The sequence below is a fragment of the Bacillus sp. 205(2023) genome, from assembly GCF_037027485.1.
Classification (GTDB): domain Bacteria; phylum Bacillota; class Bacilli; order Bacillales; family Bacillaceae; genus Bacillus; species Bacillus halotolerans.
The window spans coordinates 38,751-65,171 of sequence record NZ_JAXCHF010000003.1 but is presented as its reverse complement, the minus strand read 5'-3'; the positions used below and the strand labels follow the sequence as shown (position 1 = coordinate 65,171).

Annotated in this window: 28 protein-coding genes and 2 riboswitches; of the genes, 19 read left to right on the top strand and 9 right to left on the bottom strand. The window is 42.1% G+C overall.

The window, feature by feature from the left end; translation table 11 throughout:
• Positions 1-40: 40 nt before the first annotated feature.
• A complete protein-coding gene (locus WA325_RS10615; protein WP_326050174.1) occupies positions 41-2,443 on the bottom strand; it encodes a bifunctional diguanylate cyclase/phosphodiesterase in 2,403 nt (800 codons plus the stop codon).
• Positions 2,444-2,632: 189 nt separating this feature from the next.
• Here WA325_RS10615 and WA325_RS10610 point away from each other — a divergent pair, with 189 nt between their 5' ends.
• The 4 genes from WA325_RS10610 to WA325_RS10595 all read left to right on the top strand — a co-directional run bounded on the left by WA325_RS10610 (position 2,633) and on the right by WA325_RS10595 (position 6,513).
• Complete coding sequence (locus tag WA325_RS10610) at positions 2,633-3,301, top strand: DedA family protein (RefSeq protein WP_326050172.1); 669 nt, start codon at positions 2,633-2,635, stop codon at positions 3,299-3,301.
• Positions 3,302-3,557: 256 nt separating this feature from the next.
• Entirely contained in the window at positions 3,558-4,352 is a 795-nt protein-coding gene (locus WA325_RS10605; protein WP_044156151.1) for a TerC family protein, read from the top strand.
• Between the two features lie 263 nt (positions 4,353-4,615).
• Positions 4,616-5,371 carry an RNA polymerase sigma factor SigI gene (gene sigI, locus WA325_RS10600; protein WP_024121148.1) on the top strand — a complete coding sequence of 252 codons (756 nt, stop codon included), beginning with the start codon at positions 4,616-4,618 and terminating at the stop codon, positions 5,369-5,371.
• Complete coding sequence (locus WA325_RS10595) at positions 5,368-6,513, top strand: anti-sigma factor domain-containing protein (RefSeq protein WP_336183599.1); 1,146 nt, start codon at positions 5,368-5,370, stop codon at positions 6,511-6,513. The genes sigI and WA325_RS10595 overlap by 4 nt, the downstream gene beginning before the upstream one ends.
• Positions 6,514-6,523: 10 nt before the next feature.
• Here WA325_RS10595 and sspD read toward each other — a convergent pair whose 3' ends face one another.
• Both sspD and WA325_RS10585 read right to left on the bottom strand, forming a co-directional pair.
• Positions 6,524-6,718, bottom strand: coding sequence for an acid-soluble spore protein SspD (gene sspD / locus WA325_RS10590; protein WP_010333988.1), 195 nt, complete (start codon positions 6,716-6,718; stop codon positions 6,524-6,526).
• Between the two features lie 134 nt (positions 6,719-6,852).
• Entirely contained in the window at positions 6,853-7,554 is a 702-nt protein-coding gene (locus tag WA325_RS10585) for a DUF1836 domain-containing protein (RefSeq protein WP_336183598.1), read from the bottom strand.
• A 171-nt stretch (positions 7,555-7,725) separates the two neighbouring features.
• Here WA325_RS10585 and htpX point away from each other — a divergent pair, with 171 nt between their 5' ends.
• From htpX to WA325_RS10565, 4 genes are all read left to right on the top strand, one after another.
• Positions 7,726-8,622, top strand: a complete 897-nt coding sequence (htpX, locus tag WA325_RS10580; RefSeq protein WP_336183597.1) for a protease HtpX — start codon at positions 7,726-7,728, stop codon at positions 8,620-8,622.
• Between the two features lie 174 nt (positions 8,623-8,796).
• Positions 8,797-10,146, top strand: coding sequence for a Ktr system potassium transporter KtrD (gene ktrD, locus WA325_RS10575; protein ID WP_024121152.1), 1,350 nt, complete (start codon positions 8,797-8,799; stop codon positions 10,144-10,146).
• 154 nt (positions 10,147-10,300) lie between these two features.
• On the top strand, positions 10,301-10,456 hold the full coding sequence (locus tag WA325_RS10570) for a hypothetical protein (protein WP_024121153.1): 156 nt from the start codon (positions 10,301-10,303) through the stop codon (positions 10,454-10,456).
• 2 nt (positions 10,457-10,458) lie between these two features.
• Complete coding sequence (locus tag WA325_RS10565; protein ID WP_024121154.1) at positions 10,459-10,629, top strand: hypothetical protein; 171 nt, start codon at positions 10,459-10,461, stop codon at positions 10,627-10,629.
• Positions 10,630-10,670: 41 nt separating this feature from the next.
• Here the strand turns inward: WA325_RS10565 and WA325_RS10560 are convergent, their stop codons facing one another.
• Entirely contained in the window at positions 10,671-11,693 is a 1,023-nt protein-coding gene (locus tag WA325_RS10560; protein ID WP_059292898.1) for an acyltransferase family protein, read from the bottom strand.
• 253 nt (positions 11,694-11,946) lie between these two features.
• On the opposite strand from WA325_RS10560, the gene WA325_RS10555 reads away from it, so the two are divergent.
• From WA325_RS10555 to WA325_RS10545, 3 genes are all read left to right on the top strand, one after another.
• Positions 11,947-14,163 carry a PAS domain-containing sensor histidine kinase gene (locus WA325_RS10555; RefSeq protein WP_105955520.1) on the top strand — a complete coding sequence of 739 codons (2,217 nt, stop codon included), beginning with the start codon at positions 11,947-11,949 and terminating at the stop codon, positions 14,161-14,163.
• Positions 14,160-14,657: a methylated-DNA--[protein]-cysteine S-methyltransferase gene (locus WA325_RS10550; protein ID WP_105955521.1), complete on the top strand. Its 498-nt coding sequence runs from the start codon at positions 14,160-14,162 to the stop codon at positions 14,655-14,657. Before WA325_RS10555 ends, WA325_RS10550 begins: the two co-directional genes overlap by 4 nt.
• An 89-nt stretch (positions 14,658-14,746) precedes the next feature.
• Positions 14,747-14,872 (top strand): hypothetical protein, encoded by a 126-nt coding sequence (locus tag WA325_RS10545; RefSeq protein ID WP_024121158.1) that lies wholly within the window; start codon positions 14,747-14,749, stop codon positions 14,870-14,872.
• A gap of 35 nt (positions 14,873-14,907) precedes the next feature.
• On the opposite strand, the gene mtnA is transcribed toward WA325_RS10545, so the two are convergent.
• The 3 genes from mtnA to WA325_RS10530 form a co-directional block, all read right to left on the bottom strand.
• Complete coding sequence (gene mtnA, locus WA325_RS10540) at positions 14,908-15,969, bottom strand: S-methyl-5-thioribose-1-phosphate isomerase (protein ID WP_103671600.1); 1,062 nt, start codon at positions 15,967-15,969, stop codon at positions 14,908-14,910.
• 7 nt (positions 15,970-15,976) lie between these two features.
• Positions 15,977-17,170 (bottom strand): S-methyl-5-thioribose kinase, encoded by a 1,194-nt coding sequence (gene mtnK / locus WA325_RS10535; protein WP_336183596.1) that lies wholly within the window; start codon positions 17,168-17,170, stop codon positions 15,977-15,979.
• A gap of 104 nt (positions 17,171-17,274) precedes the next feature.
• Positions 17,275-17,429, bottom strand: a riboswitch (SAM riboswitch).
• Positions 17,430-17,512: 83 nt separating this feature from the next.
• Positions 17,513-18,292 carry a carbon-nitrogen family hydrolase gene (locus WA325_RS10530; RefSeq protein WP_336183595.1) on the bottom strand — a complete coding sequence of 260 codons (780 nt, stop codon included), beginning with the start codon at positions 18,290-18,292 and terminating at the stop codon, positions 17,513-17,515.
• 93 nt (positions 18,293-18,385) lie between these two features.
• Between WA325_RS10530 and WA325_RS10525 the strand changes: the two genes are divergently transcribed.
• The 5 genes from WA325_RS10525 to mtnD all read left to right on the top strand — a co-directional run bounded on the left by WA325_RS10525 (position 18,386) and on the right by mtnD (position 22,866).
• Positions 18,386-19,582 (top strand): pyridoxal phosphate-dependent aminotransferase, encoded by a 1,197-nt coding sequence (locus WA325_RS10525; protein WP_336183594.1) that lies wholly within the window; start codon positions 18,386-18,388, stop codon positions 19,580-19,582.
• Positions 19,583-19,620: 38 nt separating this feature from the next.
• Positions 19,621-19,721, top strand: a riboswitch (SAM riboswitch).
• Between the two features lie 84 nt (positions 19,722-19,805).
• Positions 19,806-21,023 (top strand): 2,3-diketo-5-methylthiopentyl-1-phosphate enolase, encoded by a 1,218-nt coding sequence (mtnW, locus tag WA325_RS10520; protein WP_336183593.1) that lies wholly within the window; start codon positions 19,806-19,808, stop codon positions 21,021-21,023.
• Positions 21,020-21,727 carry a 2-hydroxy-3-keto-5-methylthiopentenyl-1-phosphate phosphatase gene (mtnX, locus tag WA325_RS10515; protein ID WP_336183592.1) on the top strand — a complete coding sequence of 236 codons (708 nt, stop codon included), beginning with the start codon at positions 21,020-21,022 and terminating at the stop codon, positions 21,725-21,727. The genes mtnW and mtnX overlap by 4 nt, the downstream gene beginning before the upstream one ends.
• Positions 21,685-22,314: a methylthioribulose 1-phosphate dehydratase gene (locus WA325_RS10510; protein WP_336183591.1), complete on the top strand. Its 630-nt coding sequence runs from the start codon at positions 21,685-21,687 to the stop codon at positions 22,312-22,314. The genes mtnX and WA325_RS10510 overlap by 43 nt, the downstream gene beginning before the upstream one ends.
• A gap of 15 nt (positions 22,315-22,329) precedes the next feature.
• Entirely contained in the window at positions 22,330-22,866 is a 537-nt protein-coding gene (gene mtnD, locus WA325_RS10505; RefSeq protein WP_044156131.1) for an acireductone dioxygenase, read from the top strand.
• A gap of 40 nt (positions 22,867-22,906) precedes the next feature.
• On the opposite strand, the gene WA325_RS10500 is transcribed toward mtnD, so the two are convergent.
• Positions 22,907-23,227, bottom strand: coding sequence for a YkvA family protein (locus tag WA325_RS10500; RefSeq protein WP_336183590.1), 321 nt, complete (start codon positions 23,225-23,227; stop codon positions 22,907-22,909).
• A 201-nt stretch (positions 23,228-23,428) separates the two neighbouring features.
• Here WA325_RS10500 and WA325_RS10495 point away from each other — a divergent pair, with 201 nt between their 5' ends.
• On the top strand, positions 23,429-23,686 hold the full coding sequence (locus tag WA325_RS10495) for an aspartyl-phosphate phosphatase Spo0E family protein (RefSeq protein WP_024121169.1): 258 nt from the start codon (positions 23,429-23,431) through the stop codon (positions 23,684-23,686).
• An 86-nt stretch (positions 23,687-23,772) separates the two neighbouring features.
• Complete coding sequence (locus WA325_RS10490; protein WP_188323702.1) at positions 23,773-24,204, top strand: hypothetical protein; 432 nt, start codon at positions 23,773-23,775, stop codon at positions 24,202-24,204.
• A gap of 27 nt (positions 24,205-24,231) precedes the next feature.
• On the opposite strand, the gene WA325_RS10485 is transcribed toward WA325_RS10490, so the two are convergent.
• Entirely contained in the window at positions 24,232-25,752 is a 1,521-nt protein-coding gene (locus tag WA325_RS10485) for a PAS domain-containing sensor histidine kinase (protein ID WP_105955529.1), read from the bottom strand.
• A gap of 192 nt (positions 25,753-25,944) precedes the next feature.
• On the opposite strand from WA325_RS10485, the gene mhqR reads away from it, so the two are divergent.
• Positions 25,945-26,382, top strand: coding sequence for a MarR family transcriptional regulator MhqR (gene mhqR / locus WA325_RS10480; RefSeq protein WP_024121172.1), 438 nt, complete (start codon positions 25,945-25,947; stop codon positions 26,380-26,382).
• The last annotated feature ends 39 nt before the right edge of the window (positions 26,383-26,421 follow it).

The window sequence follows — 26,421 nt, the reverse complement described above, 5'->3', positions numbered from 1 at the left end:
ATGTGTAGTAACTTATGGGTATAAAAAACAGCCGGCGCTGTTAACGCGGCGGCTGGTTCAATATCAAGTGTTCAAGCTGTTCGGGCGGTATCGGCCTGCTGAAAAAGAAGCCCTGTAAATGGTCACAGCCTTTTTCGTCAAGCAGCTGTTTTTGGCCGGAGTTTTCCACGCCTTCGGCAATGACTTGTAAAGACAGCTGATGGCCCATGGCAATAATGGCGCCGGTAATTTGTTCTGATTTCGGGTGTGTCTGAATATCATCGATGAATGATTTATCGATTTTCAGCCTGTGGATCGGAAAGTCCTTTAAATAGCTTAGAGAACTATGCCCCGTGCCAAAATCGTCAATGCTGATCCTGATGCCTAATTTGGTTAAAGAAGATAGAACCTTTTTGGAGTGGTCAAGATTATCCATGGTCATGCTTTCTGTTACTTCAACTTCAAGAAGGCGAGGGGGAAGCATGTATTTAGAAAGTGTATTCTTGATGAGCGGAATCAGTTCCTCCGATTGAAACTGTCTGGCGGAAATATTAATGGCGACAGAAAGATCAAATCCTTTGTCGTGCCAGACTTTTGCCTGCCTGCACGCCTCATCAATAATCCACTTTCCAATATCAATAATAAGGCCGGTTTCTTCGGCAACACCGATGAATTCTCCAGGCGGACGCAGATTGCCGTCGGGAGTGACAAGGCGTATGAGCGCTTCAGCTCCTGTCATTTTTTGATCTCTTGTACTGAATTGCGGCTGATAATGTAAGACAAATCTCTTGTTATCAATCGCTTCCCTAAGCTCCATTTCTTGATTAAGCTTGACGGTTTCTTTATTGCCGATTGAGAAAGAGTAGTATCTGTATTTGCTTTTGTTTCGCTCTTTGGCCGCATACATTGCCATATCTGCTTTTTTCATCAATTCAGGGCCGTCTGTTCCGTCTTTAGGAGAAATCGCAATTCCGATGCTGACGGATGTAATAAGGGTGTGTTCCTGAATTTTAAATGGCTTTTTGAATTGCTGAATGATTTTTTTAGCCAAAACATCGGCTTCGCCTGTTCCAGTATTGGCGTCAGTCAAAATAATAATGAATTCGTCACCCCCAAGCCGTGCGATAAATCCATTATCAGGTATAACGGATGAAAGCCGTTTAGCCGCGAGCTGGAGCAGCTGATCGCCGACATTATGGCCTAATGCGTCATTTATCACTTTAAACCGGTTCAAATCTAAGAAAAATACCACGGTGTTATAATCCAAGGCATGCTCGCGATTCAAGACCTTTGTTAGGTGGGAGATCGCATGTCTTCTGTTGGGTAAATCTGTAAGTGAGTCGTAATGAGCCATTCTATGGATTTTTTTTTCGGCTCTGTACTGTTTTGTCACATCTTTACAGATGACATATATGCTGTCCAGTTCTTGGTTCACCTCAACAGGAATAAACGTAATATTCAAATGAAACTGGCCTTTGTCCGTCATGAGATTGGTATCGCTGTTAATGGCTTGTTTTTCGCCTTTGACCTGCTTAAAAAGCGCATTGATTTTTGGCGACATATAATGATTCCAATTTTGATGGTTTAGGCCGAAATTATTCATCATATCCTCACCAGCATGATTAGAAGAAATAATATCTCCTTTTAATGACAGGATAAAGATCGCATCAATATTATGAATGATTAAAGATTGAAACCGCTGTTCGTTATCCTTCATGCGTTCATTTTGTTTCATGAATTTTCGATCAGTATGAGAACTGAATAATAATAACGTTTGAATACAGAAGACGATTAAGGCAATCAGAATAGACCAATCGAATGTATGGACTTCCATATGATGATTGGGAGGTGCAACATCCTCATAAAATGTAGCGGACATCATTCCTGTATAATGCATTCCCGATATGCCAATTCCCATTATTAAGGCACTGATTATTTTATAAATCAGCAAATGGTCTGCAGGTTTTTTCATGGACAAGTCAAAGAAAATCTTTAGTGAGACGAAAGATGCTCCAATGGCAATGACAATGGATAATGTAAAAAGCAGCGGTTCATACATCATCATTACCCGGGAAATGGAAGACATTCCGATATAATGCATAGATGAAATCGATGCACCCAGCACCACCGATCCTGTAAGCAGTCTGTAAAAGGTTAGGATATAACGGCTGACGATATATAAAGAAACAAATGATCCAGAAACAGCAGCTGCAATCGAGGCAACTAAAGGCGCCAGTTCATAATGCATCGGCATCTCCGTATGAACAGCCATCATGCCGATAAAATGCATGGACCAAATCCCAAAGCCCATAATGATAGAGCCTGCAATCAGCCACACCTTGCTTTTTAATCCTGTATGAATGGTGACTTTTCTTGAAAGTTCAAGGGAAGTGAACGATGCTGCACAAGCAATAAGAATAGATAAACATATGAGTGTTGTATTATACGTTGCGTGTAATTCCATATGGAGATTCCTCCGTGTGTTCCAGTCTTGTTGACTCTCCTTAATATCGGCTGTCAGCTAAAGAATTTCAGTCTATATGCCTGGAGAAATTGTCAGAAAAACGCTTGAAATAAAGATTCTCTGTTTTTAGTTCTGCTGACCGTCAAAAATATGTTAAAATCATTTTGATGTTTTGAGTGAAAAACAAAAATGTGTATACATAGATCAGGGAAAAGGGAAGTGAAGATGATCGAAGAATTGGTTATGTCCTGGATAGAAGCATTTAAAAGCTTATCTTATTTCGGAATTTTTCTGGCGCTCTGTATTGAATTTATTCCGGCCGAAATTGTCCTTCCGCTTGCTGGGTATTGGGTATCGAAAGGTGACATGATGCTTGCCGGCGCTGTTCTGGCAGGATCATTAGGAGGAGTCGCCGGTCCGCTCACCCTGTATTGGATCGGGCGTTATGGAGGCAGGCCGTTTCTTGAACGTTTCGGAAAGTACCTCTTTATAAAGCCTGAGGCTCTTGACAAATCGGATGAATTTTTTAAAAAACATGGCGGTTTTGTCGCTTTCAGCGGCCGCTTCCTGCCGGGGATCCGCACACTGATTTCCATACCATGCGGCATCGCAAAAATGAATGTCTGGGTGTTTTCTCTTTACACGTTTATCGCCATGCTGCCGATCACATTTGTTTATGTATATCTCGGTGTGAAGCTCGGGGAAAATTGGAAAGACGTTGGCTCTATTCTAGACCAATATATGCTTCCGATCGGGATCGCTATTTTGATCTTGTTTGTTCTTTATTTACTGATAAAGAAGAGAAAAAAACGAATTCAGTCTGAACATTTTTCAGTTTTTTTAAAAAATAAGCGTTGACAAATAAGCTCTCTCCGCATATCATTGACATATAATATGATATTTCTTGAAATCCCAAAGGGGAGTAGCGTCCGGAATGTTCCGGAAACAAAGTCGTCATTTCATGGATAGTGATATCCATCGGCTTTGTTGGCATGCCTGAATTCATGTCTAGCAAGACCTTTGCCTTATGTCGGCAAAGGTCTTTTTTGCATGTCCGGCCGGCATAAGATCGGATGAAGAGAAAGAAAACAACTTTTTTGGGAGGGTATCATTTATGGATGCAGCATTATTATTGGAGTATGGTTGGGTTCTTCTCGTCTTGATCGGGCTGGAAGGTATTTTAGCCGCCGATAACGCTTTAGTGATGGCGGTTATGGTAAAACATTTGCCGGAGGAGCAAAGAAAGAAGGCATTGTTTTATGGGCTGGCAGGCGCCTTTGTTCTGCGGTTTGGCTCTTTATTCGCTATTTCTTTTTTGGTGAACGTATGGCAGGTTCAAGCCATTGGCGCGATCTACTTGCTGTATATTGCAGCAAGCCACTTGCTCAAAAGATATGTATTTAAGAAAGAAGACAATCATAAGGTGACGAAGCAAAGCGGATTTTGGCCGACTGTATTAAAGGTTGAACTGGCAGATATCGCTTTTGCTGTTGACTCCATCTTAGCGGCAGTCGCTCTGGCCGTTACGCTGCCGGGAACTTCACTTCCAAAGATCGGCGGACTTGATGGAGGACAATTCTTTGTTATTTTGGCCGGAGGCATTATCGGACTGGTGATTATGCGGTTTGCGGCATCGATGTTTGTTAAGCTTTTAAAGGAACGTCCAAGCCTAGAAACAGCAGCTTTTGTTATTGTCGGATGGGTCGGGGTAAAGCTTGCTTTATATACACTCGCACATGATGACATCGCCATAGTGTCCTCGCACTTTATCCACTCAGGGACATGGAAGCTGATTTTCTGGGGTGTCTTAGCGGCGATCGCAGTTTGCGGCTGGTTTATGTCAGGCTCAAAAAAACAGGCGGAAGACGCACAAAACGAACAAAATGACAGAAGCCAAGAAAGGGCTTAATCAAAAAGACTCTGCTGAAAAGCAGAGTCTTTTCATGTTTGAAGCGTTTTCACAGACGAAATAAAATAACATTTTTATAACAGCTTTGTTACAAAAACCTCTTTTAAAACCCCCAAAATTCTCTTTAAAGGCACGAAATCCTGTATAGTACGTGAGAATGGATTGTCATAATTGAGACATTGGAAATCAATATTTCTTTTTCTCCTTTGCGATTCCCTATCAAATTAGCTATCATTAATGAGTAGTTATAGGGAGGAACTGAGGTGAAACCAGTGCTTAGCCTTTTGTTTAAATTGGGAAAAAAGAAGCAAACGCTTGAAAAATCTGTTGAAAGCATACAAAAAGGCAATAAAGATCTGCAAAACGAGTTGATACAGCAATATAAGCCATTTATCGCAAAGACGGTTTCATCCGTTTGTAAACGATATATAGATGAAAAAGACGATGAATTCAGCATCGGACTGATTGCATTTAACGAAGCTATTGAAAAGTACTCACCTGAAAAAGGAAATTCGCTGCTCGCATTCGCAGAGCTTATTATAAAAAGAAAAGTCATTGATTACATTAGAAAAGAAGCAAGAACCGCTCAAAATATTAATATGGATTTACAGGAGGGTGACGATCAGGAATCCTCACAAAGCCTGATTGAAGCCGAGCTTTCTATTGATGAATACCGCCGCCAGATAGAACAGGAACAGAGGCGGGAGGAAATTCTGTATTTTCAAAAGCAGCTCAGAGACTACGGTCTTTCATTTCAAGAGCTGCTTGAACATTCTCCAAAGCATGCGGACGCAAGGCAAAACGCCATAAAGGTGGCGCTCACCCTTGTCGAGCATGAAGAATTAGCTGCGATTCTTTATACGAAGAAACAGCTTCCTGTTAAACAGCTCGAACAGCTCGTTTCAGTAAGCAGAAAAACGATTGAGCGAAACAGAAAATATATCATTGCAATGTGCATTATCATTACCGGTGATTATATTTATTTAAAAGATTATCTTAAAGGGGTGCTGCACTCATGAGAAGAGGGATCATAGTAGAGAAAAATAAAAAATTCGTCACGTTGCTGACCCCTGACGGACAATTTTTAAAAGCAAAAAATGATCGCCAAACATATGAAATCGGAGAAGAAATCATGCTTCCGAGTGAGACACGCATGGGCAGAAGGGCCAGCTTTTTTGATGTTTTAAGACTGCGCCCTTTCAAAATGGGGATTTTTTCGATGACTGCTATTATGCTTTTTATTTTTATTATCCTCCCCGTTTTCTCTAATGACAAGGCCTATGCGTATATGACAATAGATATCAATCCAAGCTTCGAAATGGCGATAAACAGCGATTACGAAGTGATCGAACTGACGCCCTTAAATGATGACGGCAAGAAGGTTATCAGTGACATCGATGATTGGGAGGAGACTGATTTTAAAAAGGTGATAGACGATATTATTACGGATTGCAGCGAGCATGGATATGTAAAGGAATCGAAAGAAATATTGATTTCCACTGTTTATGAAAATACGGATGACGATACATATAAATCAGGAGTAAAAAAGCAGCTGAATGATGTAACGGAAAAATATAAAACGACATACCGCATGGAATCTCTCGAAACAGATATGAAAACGAGAGAAAAAGCAAAAAAAGAAGGCGTATCAACAGGCAGCTACATAAAATCGAATGAAAAGAATAACATGAAAGATCCAAATGAAGATTCTCAAAAATCCGGGGAAGAGGATCAAAAAAATACCGGCAGCGAGGAAGAAAACACGGATCAGACAGACGATCAGGACAGCAAACAAGGAGAAAATGAACAGCTGGATGATACGGATTCACAGAAAGAAGATACAACTGACACGCAGAATGATGATAGTGAACAGAATAAAGATGTAAAGGAATCAGATGAAAACACGAAAGTTGAAAAAGATGGGGATACTGAGCAAACCCCTACACAAGTTCCTCAAGATAACGGAAATGAAGAAGAAGTCAATGGTGAACAGAATAGCAAGAATAGCAAAAATCGCAAAAATTGGAATAACGGTGAAAAAGGAAAGGATCATTCCTCATCTAATCGGGATAATGCTTCTTACCACCGTAATCCAAATGGCTACAGCAGCAATAATGAATCAGCTCAAACAGAAGATTCGCCGAGTGCCCCCGGCGAATAGAGTCCTGAGTTTATTTATTTGTGCCATTTAGCTGTGATTGTGCCTGCTGAACCAGACGCTTTGTCATTTCCCCGCCTACAGAGCCGTTAGCGCGTGAAACTGTATCAGAACCAAGGTTCACACCGAATTCTTGAGCCACTTCAAGTTTAAATTGGTCTAATGCCTGCTCCACCCCTGGAACAACGAGTTTATTTCTGCTCGCCATCTTTTTTTCATCTCCTTTTTCTATTAAGAAATTCTTAACGCGTATTTAGTTTGAAATGTACGGGGTTTATTTATGCTGGCAATTGTTGTGGGGGAATAAGAAACCCCCGGCAATTTGCCGGGGGTACATCCTGATTACAGTATGTCAGCGGTCATTTTGTTCGCGGTCGCCTGAATATGGAACGTCAAAATGGAGAGAACTGTAATGGCAATAATCTGCCTGATTTTGAGCCATTGGGCGTCACTCAGCTCTTCAAAATGGTGACGAAGAAGGTCTGTTTCCTGTTCGACAATCTGCTGGAGATTTGATTCCTTCATTGAAGGAGTATCTTGGTGATAAATGGCATGCAGCACATGCGCGCAGCTTTCATAGTACGCTAACGGGCTGATGACATCATCAGATCTGTCTGAGATAGTGTTAAAAGCAACTTTTAAGATAGCTCGTATGTGTTCAAAGTCATAAATGGATTTTAGGTCACGTACAATTAAAAGAATCACTGCCTGTTCAACTGAATACTTTTTACCCAGCTCAGGATGGCCAATGAGATCTTTGATATCGCGTTTCACCCAATTTTGAATCGCGGTTGACTTTAACGAAGTCAGCTCGCATAAATTGCCAAGCTCAACGATTTCGTTGGTTGACAGGCCGTATTCTTTTTTCTGTTTTTTTCGTTCATATCTTGTAAGAAATTCTGGAATTTGAAGATGGCTTGCAGCTTCTTCCGCTGACATATTCGCCGATTTAACGAGAATGTCGAGCGGGCTAATGTCTCCCAGGCCTTTAAGGGAATAGAGCAGCCGTACCATCTCAATACGAGTGAGTTTAAAAATAGTCATTGTTCACCTCTTCAAGACAATTTGACGCGGATATAATCTCTATGTATAAATGCACTATTAAAGCGTCAGTAATACATTAACATCATACGTCTAAATCCTTGCATTTTCAAACAGATGTTTTATAATTTAAATATACAGGTTCATTTGATCTTAAAAATAACGGAGGTTATTATGGCGAAAAGAATTTTTCTGTTTATTTTAACGAATATTTTGGTGCTTACAACGATCGGAATTGTTTTATCTGTCATAAGCTCTGTCACTGGAGTTGGGACGTACTTTACAGCTGATGGCGGTATAGATCCTATTGCGCTTCTTGTATTCAGTTTAGTCGTCGGTTTTGTCGGTTCCTTTACGTCTCTTGCGATGTCCAGATGGATGGCAAAGACAATGATGGGCGTCAGAGTGCTGAATCCGGAGAAACATACACTTAGCTATGAAGAGCAGCAATTGGTTGACCGTGTTTATAGATTAAGCCGCTCTGCCGGCTTAACGAAGATGCCGGAGGTCGGAATTTACCGCTCACCTGAAGTGAACGCGTTTGCGACTGGCCCTTCAAAACGCCGCTCTCTTGTCGCTGTGTCGTCAGGCCTGCTTGATCAAATGGATGATGCTGCGGTTGAAGGTGTGCTTGCCCATGAGGTCGCTCATATTGCAAATGGTGATATGGTGACAATGACGCTTTTACAAGGTATTGTGAATACCTTTGTCGTCTTTTTATCACGGATTGCTGCATGGATCGCGAGCCGCTTTGTTAAGGAAGATCTTGCTCCGATTGTTCATTTTATCGCAATGATTGTGTTTCAGATTGTCTTTTCAATTCTCGGAAGCCTCGTTGTTTTTGCGTATTCACGCCACCGTGAATTCCATGCTGACCGGGGAGGAGCGGATCTTGCCGGCAAGGATAAGATGATTCATGCTCTTCGGACGCTTAAGAGCTATTCTTCCCGCATCATGGAAGAAGATCAGACAGCTGTCCAAACACTAAAGATTAATGGCAAGAAGCGGTCATCGCTTTTCTCTACTCACCCTGATTTAGATGAAAGAATCAGACGATTAGAAGCTAAATAAAATGAAAAACATCCTTCCTCTGAGAACCCTCAGAGGTTTTTTTTCTGTTTCACTTTGACTAAAATAATAAAAAAATATGCAAGTTAAGAAAATGTTTCGCAAAAGCCTTTAAAAATGGATCTAATATCTTTAGAATAATTACCGTACTTTAAAAGAGAGGCAGAAGGATTTCACATGAGATTAAAGCTTGGAAAATTGATACAGGCATTATCTCCGGCCCAGCTGATTGCATTATATTACTTTCTCGCAGTAACTGTGGCCCTGATATTGCTGAGTTTGCCGGCTGCCCATAAGCAGGGAGCGGATTGGACTTTTATTGACGCGCTTTTTACGGCTGTCAGTTCAGTCAGCGTCACGGGGCTGACGGTTGTGGATACAGCTGATACATTCAGCACTACAGGCATTTTTATTTTGGCATTTGTTCTGCAATTTGGCGGAATCGGGATTATGACGCTCGGAACGTTTATTTGGCTGATCATGGGAAAAAGAATCGGCCTTAAAGAACGGAAATTGATTATGGTAGACCAAAACCAATCCCAGTTTTCGGGTATTGTCAATTTAATGAAGCAGGTTCTTTTTCTTATATTGTGGATTGAATTTTTTGGAGGAATCATACTTGGCACTTATTTTTTAACCTACTATGATTCCTTTCAGGAAGCTTATTTACACGGGTTTTTTGCAAGTGTCAGCGCAACCACAAATGGCGGGTTTGATATAACAGGAAATTCCATGGTTCCATTCCGCCATGATTATTTTGTGCAGTTTATTACGATGCTTTTGATCATATTCGGAGCGATCGGCTTTCCGGTGCTTGTCGAAGTAAAGGACTTCTTGTTTTCAAAGCATCGGAGATATCCGTTTACGCTTTTTACAAAAATCACGACCATTATGTTTGGCTCACTCGTAGTGTTTGGCGCCATCGGCATCTATGCGCTGGAAGCGAGCCACTCATTTGCAGGAAAGGCATGGCATGATATTTTGTTTCTATCCTTGTTTCAATCAACAGCTACCCGAAGCGGCGGGCTTGCAACAATTGATATCAGCCAGCTGTCGGATCCCACGTTGTTTTTTATGTGCGCGCTGATGTTTATCGGTGCGTCACCAAGCTCAGTCGGGGGAGGCATAAGGACAACAACTTTTGCCTTGAATCTGCTTGCGCTGTTTCATTTTGCACGCGGCAATAAAGCGGTAAAAGTATTCAAACGGGAGCTGCACCCAGCAGATCTGATGAAGTCTCTTGTGGTCACAATGATGGCGATTTTGCTCGTTTTTGGAGCGACACTGATCCTTACAGTGACAGAAAAGCATTCTCTGCTGGAGCTTTTGTTTGAGGTATGTTCTGCCTTTGGAACGACTGGTCTGTCCCTTGGCATTACCGCTGATTTGAGCAACGTAGGAAAATGTGTCATTATGATCGTCATGTTTATCGGGCGGATCGGAATATTGACCTTCCTTTATCTGATCGGAAGAAAAGAAATTGAAGCAAATTACCATTATCCGAAGGAAAGAGTGATTATCGGATAATGAAACACCGCATTTGCGGTGTTTTTTTATTGCCAAAAAAAAGATGTGTGACCCGGCACCAGTTGGAGAACCTAACATAATCAGCTGCAGTTAATCAGCTGGCCTGCATTTTCAAGCGAAATAAAAATTAGAAATACTGGCGAGGAGGATTTCTATGAAACGTAAGGCTGAGGTCGATGAAGCCATAAAAAATAACAATACACCGACTGAGAGTATGGACAGAAATGCATATAAGACTCAATATCACGACGACCCGAATTTCCGAGGGGCCAATCGCAATTCCAAACAAGGTCAGCAAGGAGGCGCGTGATCATGAAAAAGAACCAGCACAGCAAAGACATGCAAAATCATAAAAAGCCGATGAATAAGAAGGTGCTTGAAGAAGAATTCTCAAGTGAGCTTGGGGATTACAACGCCGGGAAAATCATTGAAACCCTTGAAGTAACAAAGCCGAAAAAGAAAAAAGAGAAAAAACAAAAATAAAAAACACCTCTTAGGCGGCATGCCGCTTAAGAGGTGTTATGTTATTTTAAATAGGCATTTTTGCTGCTTCCTCTGACTAGCTGCAGCAAGCCTGTCATTCTCAGTTCAATGAACGGCTGAGCAACCGTTTTGACGAAATTGCTTGAGAGAATGGAGGTAAGGGCTGCAGTTAAGAGCAGCAGGATGACTAAGTTTTGATAGTCAGTGAGTCCATCCTCAAGCCCGACCTGCCTGAGTGTTTTAATGATAAATCCGTGGAGCAGGTATACGTAAAATGTCCTTGTTCCCCACTTAGTAAAGAAATAGCGTTTTTGCGGAACAAGCGCTAAAAAGCTAAAGGTTGCCGCAAAGGCAAGTACATACCAGCCGATTCGGGAGAGGCCGCTTGCCAAGGTGACATCGCCAAATGATGAGTACGGCTTAGAGCCGAACAGCCATGAATAGTCAAAATCGATGCCCCAGCAGATGACAAATACGGCGGCGAGCACACCGAGCGCAATCTGTTTGCCTCGTTTTGATCTCAGTAAATCAAAGTGATGTTTATTCGAGTAAAATCCGACAAGGAACATCGGCAAGAATACAAATGTCCGGGACAGGCTCAGTGTGCTGCTGACAAAGTCGAGATAACCGATCAGCACGGCGATGCCGCAGCTGACAAACAGCGCCCAATGCTTAGAAAGCTTTGAAAAAGGATAGAGCAGGATATTCCAGAAAAATAAGCTTACCAGAAACCATAACGACCATTGCGGGTCAATCGGATTCACATTTGTCATGCTTTCGTCTTGAATAATGTAATAAAAGACGGAATAGATGCTTTGGAAAATCAAATATGGAATAATCAGCTTGACCGCCAGCTTTTTCACATATCCGGCGCGTTTAAAACCTTTGGCGAAATAACCGGATACAAGAATAAAGGCAGGCATGTGGAACGTGTAAATGAACTTGTAGAGGTAGAGCATAAAATTGTTATCATGAATAAAAGATCGAAGAATATGACCGAAAACAACAAGGAATATCAATAAGAATTTTGCATTGTCAAAATAACTGTCTCGCGATTTACTCATAGCATCACCTTCTCTTTAAATCAGTCACTAAAAGATTATTCCCTGTTGGTATTTATTTTAAAATAAAAGATCAAAAAGGATTTGAAAAAACGTCTGATTGTTAGGACGATGTAAAGTGACGGTAAGGATCGTTGAAAATGTCTTCTTTATGTAATCACGCTGAAATTTTCTGAAATGTATAGGGCGAATGAAGGAAGTTCATGCAATATGTAGAAATATTGAGGGATAGGTTTTGAAGAAGGAGTGTTTACGCATGGAAACTCTCGATGTCGAGACAAATTCAGATCTGAAAGAGGAACTGAAGCGCCTCAAACAAGAAAATGATCGGCTGAAAAAGGAATTACATCAGCATCAAGTGATTGTGAACAATACGCTCGATGCTATTTTTATATGTGATAATGATATGAAAATCGTGCAGGCAAATGAAGCAACAGCGAGGATGCTTCAAGTAGATGCGGAAGGTTTGAAAAAGCGTTCCGTTTTTGATTTTTTGTTTTCTATTCCAAAGGATGAGCTGGACCTTTCCGTGAAGAAGTTTTTTAAGAAAGGTTTTCTGTGGAAGGAGGTTCCGATCAGGCTGGACAGCGGAGCGACAAAATATATTGAGTTTCTTGCCAAAAGAGGGATTGGCGAGGATTTCTTTTTTGTCGTTATGAGAGACATTTCTTCAAAGAAAATTTTGGAGCGGGAATTTTCCATGAATGAACAGCTTTTTAAGGACTTGTTTGACAGAGCTGTCGACGGAATCGTTTTATTTGATAAAGACGGCGGCTTTATTGATGCCAATCTGTCCTTTTGCAAAAGCTTTGAAATCGACCAGAATGAGCTGTCGCATTTGTCGCTGTATCAATTCATTGACAGCGGATCGCGAAAAGATTTCGATAACATTTGGCACACGCTTTATCGAAAGGGAAAAGCAAAAGGCGAGCTGCCTGTCAGGCTTCGTTCAGGAGATCAGAAGCTGTTTGAATTTACGATTACGTCTAACATCATCAGCGGTTTTTATATGTCGATTATGCGGGATATCACGGAGAAGAGGTCCATGGAGCTCCAGCTATTTAAAAGTGAGGAGCGCTTCAGAGAAATTTTTGAAAACGCCATGGACGCTATTATCATCTGGTCGAATGACGGAAGAATCGTTAAGGCCAATCAGTCAGCTTGTAAAATTTTTGAGCTGCCGATGAATTTGCTGTTAAAAAGAAAGCTGTGTGATTTTCTCGTAGACTCTCAGCAGAAATACAGCTGGACGAAGAGGAAATATGCAAAATACGGTGAGATCAGAGAAGAGATGCTGTTTCAAATGGGCAACGGGCAGTTCAAAGAGCTTGAATTTACTTCAAAGCGGACTATACTTGAAAACCAGCACTTAACAATTTTAAGAAATGTCAGTGACCGAAAGCGGATGGAAAAGGAGCTTCGGGAAAGCGAGCTCAAATTCAGAAAAGTGTTCAACGGTTCAATGGACGGCAACGTATTATTCGACAATCAGTACCGAATCATCGACGCCAACCCGTTAGCGAGCAATATTTTGGGACTGCCGCATGAAGAACTGAAAAAACACAGCCTGCTTGATATTATTTCTTCCTATGAAATAGAAAATCTGGCATCACCGGCAAGGCAGATTAATTTCGATGAAATGGACAATGAGATCCCATTTTTGCTGAGCAGCAATGATAATCGAAAACTAGAATTTTCGTTTAAACGAAATATTATTCAAAATATGAACCTGGCTATTTTTAAAGATGTCACAGAGCGAAAAGAACTGGAAGAGCGTCTTCGCAAATCTGATACTCTCCATGTCGTTGGAGAACTCGCTGCCGGCATCGCTCACGAAATCAGAAATCCAATGACAGCTCTTAAAGGCTTCATTCAGCTCCTGAAAGGGAGTGTGGAGGGAGACTATTCTCTTTACTTCAACGTCATCACCTCAGAATTAAAGCGCATCGAATCCATCATCACAGAGTTTTTAATTTTAGCCAAGCCCCAGGCTATCATGTATGAGGAAAAACATGTGACACAAATTATGAAAGACACATTAGACCTTCTTAACGCGCAAGCCAATCTCAGCAACGTACAAATGCATCTGGATTTAGTCGGCGACATTCCGCCGATATACTGTGAACCGAATCAGCTGAAACAGGTTTTTATCAATATATTAAAGAACGCCATCGAAGTCATGCCTGACGGCGGCAATATTTATGTGACGATCAAAAAAGCTGATCAAGATCATATTCTTATATCTTTGAAAGACGAAGGAGTCGGAATCACAGAGGATAAATTAAAGCGTCTCGGAGAACCGTTTTATACAACAAAGGAACGGGGAACTGGACTCGGGCTTATGGTAAGCTATAAAATTATTGAAGAACATCAAGGCAAAATAATGGTGGAAAGTGAAGAAGGAAAGGGGACTGTTTTTCATCTTACACTTCCCGTCAGGCAGAATTTTGAAGAAAGAAGGTTAGACGAATGAATTACTATACGACAGCGGAAACGCCGCTCGGGGAGCTCGCAATTGTCGAGGAAGAAGGCAGCATCACCCGTCTCTTCCTCAGTAAGGAAGATTTGAGGCAGTGGAAAGAATCTGTTGAGAATACGGAGCAGGTGGAGACGGCTTTTTTAGCAGAAGCGAAAAAGCAGCTTCACGAATATTTTGCGGGAGAAAGAAAGATATTCTCACTGCCATTGAGCCAAAAGGGCACGCCTTTTCAGCAAAAAGTATGGGAGGCGCTTGCCATGATTCCGTATGGCGAATCACGAAGCTATGCTGACATTGCCGTAGCGGTCGGAAGTCCGAAAGCGGTACGCGCTGTCGGACAGGCAAATAAACGAAATGACCTGCCGATATTTGTTCCGTGCCACAGAGTGATCGGCAAAAACAGCACGTTAACAGGGTATGCCGGAAGTAAAACTGACATCAAAGCTTATTTGCTTAGCATCGAGCAAATCTCCTATAAAGAAAAATAAAACATATGGCGCGTTCCCTTTTTTCGCCGCCGACATATGATTTTACTAAGTTAAAAAAGTTGGTCTGATGAAAGAGGAGGACAAAGCAATTGAAGCCGAGCCGCTCTGAGAAAATTGCCGTTTTTGCCGAGCTGCTTGTAAAACTGCATATCTTATCCAGCGCTCAAAAAGATGAAATAATCGATATGAATATGAGCAAACAAAAAAACCGCTGACTCGGCCCAATATGAGCCAAGTCTTCAGCGGTTTTTTAATGAACCTTTTCGCCTGTAAACAGCTGTTCAATTTCTTCTTCATAGGAACCGGTCATAATCCCTTTTTCAGTGATGATCCCAGAAATAAGATGGTGTGGTGTAATATCAAAAGCAGGATTAAAGACAGGCACTTCAGCCGGAGCGGTTCGGACGCCGGAAATGTTCCTGACTTCTTCGGGGTCCCGTTCCTCTATCGGGATATCAGCCCCGCTTTTTACTTTTGTGTCAAAAGTAGATAAAGGTGCTGCTACAAAAAACGGAATATCGAAGGCGTTTGCTAAAATAGCAAGTCCGTAAGTGCCAATTTTATTCGCGGTATCTCCGTTCTTTGCAATTCGGTCCGCGCCAACGATGACGGCAGAAATTTGTTTTTCTTTCATTGTATGGGCTGCCATGCTGTCCGTAATCAGCGTGACATCAATACCGCCCTGCATCAGTTCCCAAGCAGTAAGCCGTGAACCTTGAAGAACCGGTCTGGTTTCACAAGCATAAATATGAAGCCCCAAATCCTTTTGTTTCGCCAAATAAAACGGGGCAAGCGCGGTTCCATAGCGGCTTGTCGCGATAGAACCGGCATTGCAGATTGTCATAATCTTGTCGCCTTTTTTGAAAAGCTGAAGCGCGTTTTGGCCGATCATACGGCACGTTTCTTCATCCTCCACTTGAATCTGAATCGCTTCATGGACAAGATTGGTTTTTGCTTCATTTACAGAAATGGCGTTTTGAATTGAATGGCTCAGTCTCTCGAGCGCCCATGATAAATTGATTGCTGTCGGCCTTGAACTGTTCAAATAATTTTTGATGTTATCCAATTCGCAGCGGAATTCCGCCACATTATCAGTTTCGATGTTTTTTGCCGCCAGCGCGAGCCCAAATGCTGCCGTAATGCCGATCGCCGGGGCTCCTCTAACTTTAAGTGAGACAATCGCGTCAAATACTTCTTCTTTCGTTGTCAGCTCCAAATATTCCGTAACATCAGGAAGCTTTTGCTGATTTAAAATCTTAATGGCTGTTTCTTTCCATTCAACAGAACGCGGAACAGCAAATGAATTGGTCATGGGTGAATCATTCCTTTACAAGTAACTTAAAACATTCAATAACATCCGTTATGGTTTTTATTTGTGAACGTTTTTCGATGAAAGCAGTACCGGTTTCCAGCGCCAGCCGTTTTCTTTCGATTCGTTTATCAAACGGTACGATTGTATCCAGATCTGCCACATGGGCAAGACCGATGGTGCGGCGTATCAGTTCGCAGCCGGCAAACCCAATTGTCTCTTCAAAAATATGGCTGAGCGTATCAGCGAGATAACCGTCGATTTTGGCATACACATCGAGACTGTTTTTCTCCCAGGCTTCACTGAATGTTGTTTGAAACGTGTCCCAAACTTGTTTTACATGTTCATATAATGGCTCTCGATCAGCACCGTCACGGCTGAGTGCATTTAACAATAAGTTGGCGATAAATTGACCAACATCAAAACCGATTGGCCCGTAAAAAGCGAATTCAGGATCGATCACCTTTGTCTCAAGCTCGCTGGCAAAAATGCTTCCTGTATGCAGGTCGCCATGAATCAGCGTTTCGGCAGATGTTAAAAATGACTTTTTCAGCTTAGCTGCTTCAACTTTGACCTTGTCATTTTTCCAAAGCTTTTCAACATATGGACGAAGCTCTTCCTCAAATTCATTTGTATCATGATCAAAGAAAGGATCTGTAAATACGAGTCTTTCGGTAATATCGCAGAGCTCAGGATTTGTAAATTGTTTAACAAGCTGTTTTTTCACCTTAGGTTCAAGTGCGTAATCAGAAGAGTAAAAAAGCGTTTTCCCTAAAAATTCGCCAATGTCTCGTGACAGATTTGGATAATTTTCACCTTCAAGAAGTCCTTTTCTAGCGATCTTTAGATGTGAAAGATCCTCCATGACCGTAACCGCCAATTCAGTATCTGAATAGTAAACTCTCGGTACGAGGTGAGGGACGTGTTCACCCTGACGGATCAGTGCGCTGCTTTCGATTCTTGCCCGATCGATTGTCAGCGGCCAGCTTTTCCCGACAACTTTTGCATAAGGAACCGCCTGTTTAATGATCAAAGCCCTGTCATTTTCTTGGTCATAAATATGAAAGACGTAGTTTAAATTTCCGTCGCCGATCTCCTGGCATGTCAGTGTGCTTTTGCTTTGAAATAAGCCGAGTTTCACCGCCAGTGCGACAGCGGAGCTTTCATTTAACGTTTCGTATAAAGGTGTTTTTGTGACTGCCATCGTCATTACCTCCAATTATGTAATTTCTTGATATGTGTGCCGCGAATGGCCGTAAAAAAGCCTCCTTCTCAGAGAGAAGGAGGCTTAACAATCATGTCCCGCCTCTCTTATCTCTCAGATCAAATCTGATGGAATTAGCACCGTGCCTTACGAGACCTCAGTCTCGGCGCCAAGAAGATGCGCCCCATTTCACAATGGAATTACGGTCGGTTGCTGTTGGGGTCAAAAGGCCAATCCCTCGCCCAACTCTCGATAAGAGAATATATTCACTTGTTAAACAATTCTAATTTATCAGTTGATGAAAATAGTAACAGGTGTGTGATTGAATTGTCAATATATTTTTTAATATAAATCTTTTCTGATATCATCGAAAACAGGAATTTTTCCCCGCACCTCAACGCTTTCTTGAAGGTCAATTTCCGCTTTGACACTGCCTTCTTCACGGCCGCCCTCGGCCAATATGCGTCCCCAAGGGTCAATAATCATGCTGTGCCCGGCGAATTCATTATCGGGATTAGCTCCTGTGCAATTGCAGGCAGCGACAAAGCATTGATTCTCAATGGCCCTCGCAATAAGCAGGCTTTTCCAATGATCAAGACGGGGCAGAGGCCATTCCGCAGAAATGAACAGCACGTTAGCGCCTTTTGTCGTATGTTTTCTGATCCATTCCGGAAAACGGATATCATAACAGATCAGTCCTGAGCTTTTGACGCCTTCAAGCTCGAAGTATCCGTCCTCGGAACCGGCTGATAAATACACATGCTCATCCATCAGCTGAAAAAGATGGGCTTTGCTGTACTCTTTAATGATTCGTCCTTCCTTATCTGCGATGAACATTGTATTATAAACATCAGAACCTTTTCTGACAGCAACAGATCCTGCGACAATATGAACCCCGTGTTTTTTTGCGGTTTTTTGCAGCCAGCTTTGAGCAGTGTGCCCGTCTTCATCAGCAAGCTGATCAAGATTGGCAAGGTCGTAACCGGTCGTCCATAATTCAGGGAGAACAAGAACATCAGCATTTTTACTCTCTTTTTTGATTAAAAATTCAGCCTTTTTTATATTTTCTGAAGGTTTTCCGTATGAAATATCAAATTGAAGACAAGATATGGTCCATTTCATTTTTTAACACCCCATATTTTTCTTTACTTTTTTCATTTAACCATATATGATACTGGACTATCATTTCAAGATTTTTTTAGAAGGTGAAAACAGATGAAATTTGAACATTCTCAAGTGCTGCAGGAACTGCCTAAACAATTCTTTGCTTCTCTTGTGCAGAAAGTGAACCGAAAGCTGAAGGAAGGACATGATGTCATCAATTTGGGGCAGGGAAATCCGGATCAGCCGACGCCCGAGCATATTGTGGAGGAAATGCAGCGAGCCGTTGCTCAGTCTGAAAATCATAAATACTCCTTATTTCGAGGTTCGCACAGCCTGAAATCAGCAGCGGCGGCATTTTATAACAGAGAATACGGCGTTCAGCTTGATCCGGAAACTGAAGTAGCCGTATTATTCGGCGGGAAAGCCGGTCTTGTCGAGCTCCCGCAATGCCTGTTAAATCCGGGGGATACGATTTTGGTTCCTGACCCTGGCTATCCAGATTATTGGTCCGGTGTCACGCTTGCGAAAGCGAATATGGAAATGATGCCGCTCACTAAGGAAAAAGCGTTTCTTCCTGAATACGCAAGCATTTCCCCTGACGTAAGAGAACAAGCGAAATTGATGTACTTGAATTATCCGAATAATCCGACTGGAGCCGTCGCTACCGCAGAGTTTTTTGGAGAAACGGTGAGTTTTGCGAAAGAAAACGAAATCTGTGTGGTCCATGATTTTGCTTACGGTGCAGTGGGCTTTGACGGACACAAGCCTTTAAGCTTTTTGCAGACTGAAGGCGCTAAGGATATCGGAATAGAAATTTACACGCTGTCCAAAACATATAATATGGCGGGCTGGCGGGTCGGTTTTGCAGTTGGTAACGCCTCGGTCATAGAAGCGATCAATCTTTATCAAGACCATATGTTTGTCAGTCTTTTCAAAGCAACCCAGCAGGCTGCCGAGGCGGCACTTTTATCTGAGCAGACATGCGTAGCGGAGCAAAATGCCCGGTATGAAAGCAGGCGCAACGCTTGGATAGCAGCATGCCGGGAAATCGGCTGGGATGTCACAGCGCCTGCGGGTTCATTTTTTGCGTGGCTGCCGGTGCCTGAAGGCTATAGCTCTGAGCAATTCTCAGATCTCTTGCTTGAAAAAGCGAATGTGGCGGTTGCAGCAGGAAACGGCTTTGGTGAATATGGAGAGGGGTATGTCAGAGTGGGGCTCTTAACAAGTGAAGCTAGGCTTAAAGAAGCAGCTCATCGAATTGGCAAACTAAACCTGTTTACCCAAAAAAGCATTGACAAGATTCTTTAACGGTGGGATAATTCAAAATAATTTATAAAATCTATATTTTCTTATCAAGAGCAGGCAGAGGGACGAGCCCGATGAAGCCCGGCAACCGACTTGTAAAGCACGGTGCTAATTCTTGCAGCTGGCGGCTGAGAGATAAGATTCGGACGAGAAACGAAACCTCTTTAGACGCATTGCTGTTTGAAGAGGTTTTTTATATGGGTTAAAAAATGAAAGGAGCTCTGGCATGAGTGAATTATTAGCAACATATCTCCTGACCGAGCCGGGAGCCGACACGGAGAAAAAAGCAGAACAAATCGCAACAGGATTGACGGTGGGCTCTTGGACTGATCTGCCTCTGGTGAAGCAGGAGCAGATGCAAAAGCATAAGGGACGGGTTGTAAAGGTCGAGGAGAGAGAGGGACATCTTGCATCAGGAAAACAAGCGGTTATCACAATTGCCTATCCCGAGGTAAATTTCTCACAGGATATTCCGGCATTGCTGACAACTGTGTTTGGCAAGCTGTCGCTGGACGGAAAAATCAAGTTAATAGATCTCGAATTCTCTGAAGCGTTTAAGCAGACACTCCCGGGCCCGAAGTTTGGCGTATACGGCATCCGGAAGATGCTTGGAGAGTTTGAAAGACCGCTGTTAATGAGCATTTTTAAAGGGGTCATCGGAAGGGACCTGAGTGATATTAAAGAACAGCTCAGGCAGCAGGCGCTCGGCGGGGTTGACGTAATCAAAGATGATGAAATTTTCTTTGAGACGGGTTTAGCACCTTTTGAAACAAGAATTACAGAGGGAAAACAAATTTTGAAAGAAACATACGAGCAGACCGGCCATAAAACGCTGTATGCAGTGAATTTGACTGGAAGAACGGCTGAGCTTAGAGATAAAGCAAGACGCGCCGCTGAGTTGGGAGCGGATACGCTTTTATTGAATGTCTTCGCTTACGGTTTGGACGTCATGCAAAGCCTTGCGGAAGATCCGGACGTATCAATCCCCATTATGGCGCATCCGGCAGTCAGCGGGGCATTTACATCCTCACCGTTGTACGGGTTTTCCCATGCCCTTTTGCTCGGAAAATTAAACCGATATTGCGGCGCTGACTTCAGTCTGTTTCCTTCTCCATATGGCTCAGTTGCGCTTCCGAAAGAAGACGCGCTGGCGATTCATGAAGAATGCGTAAGAGAAGATGCCTTTAACCAGACATTTGCCGTTCCATCCGCCGGTATTCACCCTGGTATGGTTCCGCTTCTCATGCGTGATTTTGGCATTGATCATATTATTAACGCCGGAGGAGGCATACACGGACATCCAAACGGCGCCCAAGGCGGGGGCAAAGCGTTCAGAGCCATTATTGATGCGGTTTTGGAGGCGCAGCCGATTGAAGAAAAAGCCGGTCAATGCGAAGATTTGAAGCTTGCGCTTGATAAATGGGGAAAGGCTGAAGCCGTATGACGACTCAAAAACCGTTAATGATATGTGATTTTGATGGAACCATCACAATGAACGACAACATTATAAACATTATGAAAACATTCGCTCCGCCGGAATGGACGGCTTTAAAAGACGGCGTGCTCTCCAAAACGATGTCGATCCAAGAAGGCGTCGGACGAATGTTCGGCCTTCTGCCGAGCAGCTTAAAAGAGGAGATTACAAGATTCGTATTAGAAGACGCAAAAATCCGGGACGGCTTTCGGGAATTTGTCGCATTTGTTAACAAGCATGAACTCCCGTTTTATGTCGTAAGCGGGGGGATGGACTTTTTTGTCTATCCGCTGCTTGAAGGAATTGTTGAGAAAGATCATATTTATTGCAACCGTGCGTCCTTTGTGAACGAATTCATTCATATTGATTGGCCTCATACTTGCAAAGGCACATGCACAAATCAATGCGGGTGCTGCAAGCCGACTGTTATTAAAGAGCTTTCTGAGCCTGATCAATATATCATCATGATCGGTGACTCCGTTACCGATGTAGAGGCGGCAAAGCTGTCTGATCTTTGCTTTGCAAGGGATTATTTATTAAATGAATGCAAGGAGCATCATCTGAATCATATCCCATACCATGATTTTCACGAAATAAAGAAAGCAATTGAAGACGTAACGGAGGTAAAGAAATGGCTGCAAAACAAGAGCGCTGGCTCGAGCTTGCCGAAGTAAAACGGGAATTGGCAGAAAGAGATTGGTTTCCGGCGACCAGCGGCAACCTGTCCATCAAGGTTTCTGATGAGCCATTGCAATTTCTCGTAACGGCGAGCGGAAAAGATAAACGAAAAGAAACGGATGAAGACTTCCTGTTGGTAGATCAGAACGGAGAGCCTGCCGAAAGCGGACATCATCTGAAACCGTCAGCAGAAACGCTCTTGCATACACATCTGTACAATAAAACAAATGCCGGATGCTGTCTTCATGTTCATACAGTAAACAATAACGTCATCTCAGAGCTGTATGGAGATCAAAACCAAATCACTTTTAAAGGGCAAGAAATCATAAAAGCGCTTGGCCTGTGGGATGAGAATGCAGAAGTGTCCATTCCAATTATAGAAAATCCGGCTCATATTCCGACTCTTGCTGCGCTTTTCGCGGATCAGGTTACTGGAGATTCAGGAGCTGTCCTGATCCGGAACCATGGCATTACTGCTTGGGGAAGAACGGCATTTGAAGCGAAAAGAGTGCTTGAAGCATATGAATTTTTATTCAGCTATCATTTGAAGCTGAAAACACTCCAGCATCAGCTGGTTAAATAAAAGGGGGAACCGCAAATGGCAACAATTCGAATTCATGATGAGGCAAATACAACGATTGAAAATCAAGAGGAAGTGGCAAGCTTTCTGGACAGCCAAGAGGTGATCTATGAGCAATGGGATATCGCCAAGCTCCCTGAACAGCTTTCAGAAAAATATGACCTGTCTGAAGAAGAAAAACAGCAAATTCTTGACACCTTCGACGCTGAAATTAAAGATATCTCAGCCCGCCGCGGCTACAAAGCCCAAGATGTTATTTCTCTGTCTGACGCTAATCCGAAACTGGATGAACTGCTTGAAAATTTTAAAAGAGAACATCACCATACAGACGATGAAGTCCGTTTTATTGTAAGCGGACACGGAATTTTCGTCATTCAAGGCAAGGACGGCACATTTTTTGATGTCCGTTTAAACCCTGGAGATTTAATCTCGGTACCTGAAAATATCCGCCATTATTTCACGCTTCAAGAGGATCGAAAAGTTGTGGCGGTGCGGATCTTTGTTACATCTGAAGGCTGGGTTCCGATTTATGAAAAAGACAGCGTGAACCAATAAGAAGAAAAAGCCCCGTCCATAAAGGCGGGGCTTTTTTTGCTTATTGTAAACACCATTCTTCGTATTGGGACATTTCTTTTTTGATCAGCGTCCAAATCAAACCGAGAACGGCAGCATCGTCAAGAATTCCTAAACCGAGCACCAAGTCTGGAATCATATCAATCGGCATGATGATATAAAAGACAGCAGCTGTCAGAAGCAACAGTGTTTTAATCTGTGAACGGGGATAGTCACCGTTTCGCCAATCGCGAAGCATTTGACAAAAGATCGTGATATGATTGATTAATTTTTTGCGGGTTTTCCTTTTCAGAATAGCTTTTCCGCCTGCCGCACCGAGCATTATCGCTTTTTTTTTCTTCATTTAGCATTCCTCCTGCCTGCGGTGTGTTTAAGATGGTCTTCGTCTGGGTATTGTTCTTCTAATCCTATCAATATATCTATTATAAATGAAAAATTAAGTTATTTAATAAAAATATGTTTACAAATAAAGTATAATCTGTAATAATGCACAATAACCCAATCAAACTTGTTTCCTATTTCTTAGCGGCGAGGGGTGAATTGAATGGGCTGTTCTTCTGAACAAGAAAGATTGCTGGTGTCTATTGATGAAAAAAGAAAGTTAATGATAGACGCCGCTAGTAAGCAGGGATTTACAGGGCATGACACAATCAGGCACAGTCAGGAGCTGGATTCTTTAATGAACGAATACCACCAGCTCATGCAAGAAAACGAACATTCCAAAGGAATTCAAGGCCTTGTGAAGAAATTAGGCTTGTGGCCCCGAAGAGACGTCATGCCTGCATATGATGCACATAAATAGCGGCGCTATCTGATGCATATATAAAGAGAGAGCTTTTCAGAAGCGCTCTTTTTTTCTGGGAAAATTTCATACGAAAGAGGGAACTGATGAAAGAACTGGCGGTAGTCATTACTGAAATGATAAACCAATTTCATGATGCTTTTATTTCGATATGCGGGATGCTTGGCATTCAATTAACCGACAAAGAAATGCATTTTTGGGTAATTGGAATATTTGGCATCTTCTTTTTCGCTGTCACTCACGCTGTATTTACATGGCTTTCTAAATGGAGCTTGACGGCTTTGTCCTTTATCTATACCATAACGATCATCATTGTTATCGTATTTGCAATTGAGATTCAGCAAAAAGTGACCGGACGGGGAAATATGGAGTTTTTAGATGCAACGGAAGGGTTAAAAGGCTTTTTGGTGTTCTTTTTCATCTTTTTGCTTTTGAAAATGCTTTTGCGTTTGATCCGATTCTTCTTTTCAGGAGGAGCAGTAAGCAAGGAGAATGAAAATACCCGTTCACGAAAATAAATAAGCCCTCCTGAGACTGTCAGGGGGCTAGGAAGAGGAGACGGGGAGGGTAATGGTAACCTCGGTTCCTCTTCGTACTTCACTTTCTATATGAATGGAACCTCCGTACATCAGCACGATCCGTTTACATACGACAAGCCCGAGGCCGGTTCCTTTTTCTTTAGAAGTGACAAATGGAAGAAAGATATGATCCAGCATTTCCTGTGATATCCCTTCACCGTTATCCATCACTTTTATAATGGCCTTTTTATCAACTGCTCCTAAGGAAATTGTGAGTTTGCCGCCTTCCGGCATAGACTCAAGGCCATTTTTCGCAACATTCAAAATGACTTGTTTAATATGATCTTTTGTACATTTTACTTTTAGAGGTTTATCAGTTAAAAATTTTAACTCTACCTCCACATTATATAAATTTCCTTCAGAATAGATGATCGGCATAATTTCTCCGATAATATCCTGAAGCGAGTTAAGCTCCCATTTCTCAGCTGTCGGTTTTCCGAGAACTAAAAACTCACTCACAATTTGGTTGATACGTTTAATCTCCTGATCGATAATTGAAAAATAAAGCTGGTCTTCTTCACCTTTATATTTCTTTTGCAGCAGCTGAATAAAACCGCTTATGCCGGTGAGCGGATTGCGGATTTCGTGAGCCGTGCTGGCAGCAAGCGTTCCGATCAGCTCTAATTTTTGCTGCTCATTTTCCGTGCGCTCCAGCTGGGTCCGCCGCTTCAGCAAATAATAAAGTACAAGAATAAAAAGAATATTCAGCAAAACTATAATACAGGAAAGAGGGAGCACAAGGCTTTTACTCAGCTCCTCTATTGTGACAGGATTCGGATATACTTTCATATTCCAGCTGATATCATCAAGATAACCGCTGACAGGTTTTTGATCTCTTGCGTAAGAAGCCTGTCCGCTTGAGAAAATCATTTTGTTATTTTCGTTCACAACCTCAATATAGACATCAGGGCTCAGCAAGTTAATCAGGTTTTGCAGATAGTCAATTTGTATAGCTGCCACAAGATAATCTGTGACATTTTTCTTTTCATCCAGCACGGGAACACAAATTGTAAAAATCGGCTGGCCTGTGATCCTGCTTGAATAGCTGTCTGTAATGACAGTCTTTTTTGTTTTTTTCGCTTTTGTAAAAAAGGATCTGTCGGCCAGATTGACTTTAGTTTTTAATTCTGTTGCGCTGGCAGTGACATCTCCTTTGGCATTGAGAAAATAAAGACCGGAAAACCTTGGTTCGGAATCAAACGTTTTTTCCAAAACAGTTTTCATTTTATTCATATCTATCGGTCTGTCGATAGCGATAGACAAGGACGTCATTCTCGCTTTTGTTTCCCCGATTAAATAATTTATTTTGTTGCGGTGAAGGTTCAGCATAACACTGGCTTCTTGCTTATGTTCTGCAGCTATTGTTTCTTTTTCCTTTTCATAGACGAAAAAGCTTATGACGAGTGCCGGAATCACTACTAGTGCAATATAAAGCTTAATTCTCCCGCAGGCGCCTTTTAGTATTTTCAATTTGCATCGCTCCAACATACACCTGATTAGAGGTATTATATCATTGTTTCTTCTTGTTTAATAAGAAAAAATAACCAAAATAATTAAGAAAAATATGTTGTTCACATGAATAATAAAAAAGAAGAGAAATATTGGAAAGATTTTTATTGACATTTCGGTATTTGTTTATTAATGTTTCTCTGTAACGGTTTCTAAAAGGATGATTGAGACATGACAGAAAAATCACTGAAGTTATTTATCGTGCTGTCACGCGCGTATCGGTCTATTAATGATCATATGAATAAGCATATTCATAAGCATGGACTGAATCCTACTGAATTTGCTGTGCTGGAGCTGTTATATCATAAAGGTGATCAGCCGCTGCAGCAGATAGGGGATAAAATACTCTTGGCTAGCGGGAGCATCACCTACGTCGTAGATAAGCTTGAGCAAAAAGAGCTCCTTATTCGGAAAGCGTCGCCTACAGACAGACGAGTAACATTTGCACAAATTACCGAAAAAGGCATCAGTCTTTTGGATGATATTTTCCCTGATCATGCAGCTGAAATTGATGAAATGATCAGCGTATTAAGCGAAGAAGAAGTTGAAATGTGCACTGAAATGTTAAAAAGAGTAGGATTAAACGCAAAACAGTTTCATAATAAGTAAAAAAAGGAAGCCTTGTGATAGATCAGGCTTCCTTTTTTA

Bases quoted from the DNA above. Each gene is read 5' to 3' on its own strand.
- WA325_RS10495 (WP_024121169.1), top strand. From the start codon at position 23,429: ATGGGCTGTTCTTCTGAACAAGAAAGATTGCTGGTGTCTATTGATGAA.
- mtnD (WP_044156131.1), top strand. From the start codon at position 22,330: ATGGCAACAATTCGAATTCATGATGAGGCAAATACAACGATTGAAAAT.
- WA325_RS10485 (WP_105955529.1), bottom strand. From the start codon at position 25,752: ATGTTGGAGCGATGCAAATTGAAAATACTAAAAGGCGCCTGCGGGAGA.
- mtnX (WP_336183592.1), top strand. From the start codon at position 21,020: ATGACGACTCAAAAACCGTTAATGATATGTGATTTTGATGGAACCATC.
- WA325_RS10550 (WP_105955521.1), top strand. From the start codon at position 14,160: ATGAATTACTATACGACAGCGGAAACGCCGCTCGGGGAGCTCGCAATT.
- htpX (WP_336183597.1), top strand. From the start codon at position 7,726: ATGGCGAAAAGAATTTTTCTGTTTATTTTAACGAATATTTTGGTGCTT.
- WA325_RS10605 (WP_044156151.1), top strand. From the start codon at position 3,558: ATGGATGCAGCATTATTATTGGAGTATGGTTGGGTTCTTCTCGTCTTG.
- WA325_RS10610 (WP_326050172.1), top strand. From the start codon at position 2,633: ATGTGTATACATAGATCAGGGAAAAGGGAAGTGAAGATGATCGAAGAA.
- WA325_RS10510 (WP_336183591.1), top strand. From the start codon at position 21,685: ATGGCTGCAAAACAAGAGCGCTGGCTCGAGCTTGCCGAAGTAAAACGG.
- mtnW (WP_336183593.1), top strand. From the start codon at position 19,806: ATGAGTGAATTATTAGCAACATATCTCCTGACCGAGCCGGGAGCCGAC.
- mhqR (WP_024121172.1), top strand. From the start codon at position 25,945: ATGACAGAAAAATCACTGAAGTTATTTATCGTGCTGTCACGCGCGTAT.
- WA325_RS10530 (WP_336183595.1), bottom strand. From the start codon at position 18,292: ATGAAATGGACCATATCTTGTCTTCAATTTGATATTTCATACGGAAAA.
- ktrD (WP_024121152.1), top strand. From the start codon at position 8,797: ATGAGATTAAAGCTTGGAAAATTGATACAGGCATTATCTCCGGCCCAG.
- WA325_RS10525 (WP_336183594.1), top strand. From the start codon at position 18,386: ATGAAATTTGAACATTCTCAAGTGCTGCAGGAACTGCCTAAACAATTC.
- mtnA (WP_103671600.1), bottom strand. From the start codon at position 15,969: ATGACCAATTCATTTGCTGTTCCGCGTTCTGTTGAATGGAAAGAAACA.
- WA325_RS10560 (WP_059292898.1), bottom strand. From the start codon at position 11,693: ATGAGTAAATCGCGAGACAGTTATTTTGACAATGCAAAATTCTTATTG.
- WA325_RS10595 (WP_336183599.1), top strand. From the start codon at position 5,368: ATGAGAAGAGGGATCATAGTAGAGAAAAATAAAAAATTCGTCACGTTG.
- WA325_RS10570 (WP_024121153.1), top strand. From the start codon at position 10,301: ATGAAACGTAAGGCTGAGGTCGATGAAGCCATAAAAAATAACAATACA.
- WA325_RS10585 (WP_336183598.1), bottom strand. From the start codon at position 7,554: ATGACTATTTTTAAACTCACTCGTATTGAGATGGTACGGCTGCTCTAT.
- WA325_RS10565 (WP_024121154.1), top strand. From the start codon at position 10,459: ATGAAAAAGAACCAGCACAGCAAAGACATGCAAAATCATAAAAAGCCG.
- WA325_RS10615 (WP_326050174.1), bottom strand. From the start codon at position 2,443: ATGGAATTACACGCAACGTATAATACAACACTCATATGTTTATCTATT.
- WA325_RS10500 (WP_336183590.1), bottom strand. From the start codon at position 23,227: ATGAAGAAAAAAAAAGCGATAATGCTCGGTGCGGCAGGCGGAAAAGCT.
- WA325_RS10555 (WP_105955520.1), top strand. From the start codon at position 11,947: ATGGAAACTCTCGATGTCGAGACAAATTCAGATCTGAAAGAGGAACTG.
- mtnK (WP_336183596.1), bottom strand. From the start codon at position 17,170: ATGGCAGTCACAAAAACACCTTTATACGAAACGTTAAATGAAAGCTCC.
- sspD (WP_010333988.1), bottom strand. From the start codon at position 6,718: ATGGCGAGCAGAAATAAACTCGTTGTTCCAGGGGTGGAGCAGGCATTA.
- WA325_RS10490 (WP_188323702.1), top strand. From the start codon at position 23,773: ATGAAAGAACTGGCGGTAGTCATTACTGAAATGATAAACCAATTTCAT.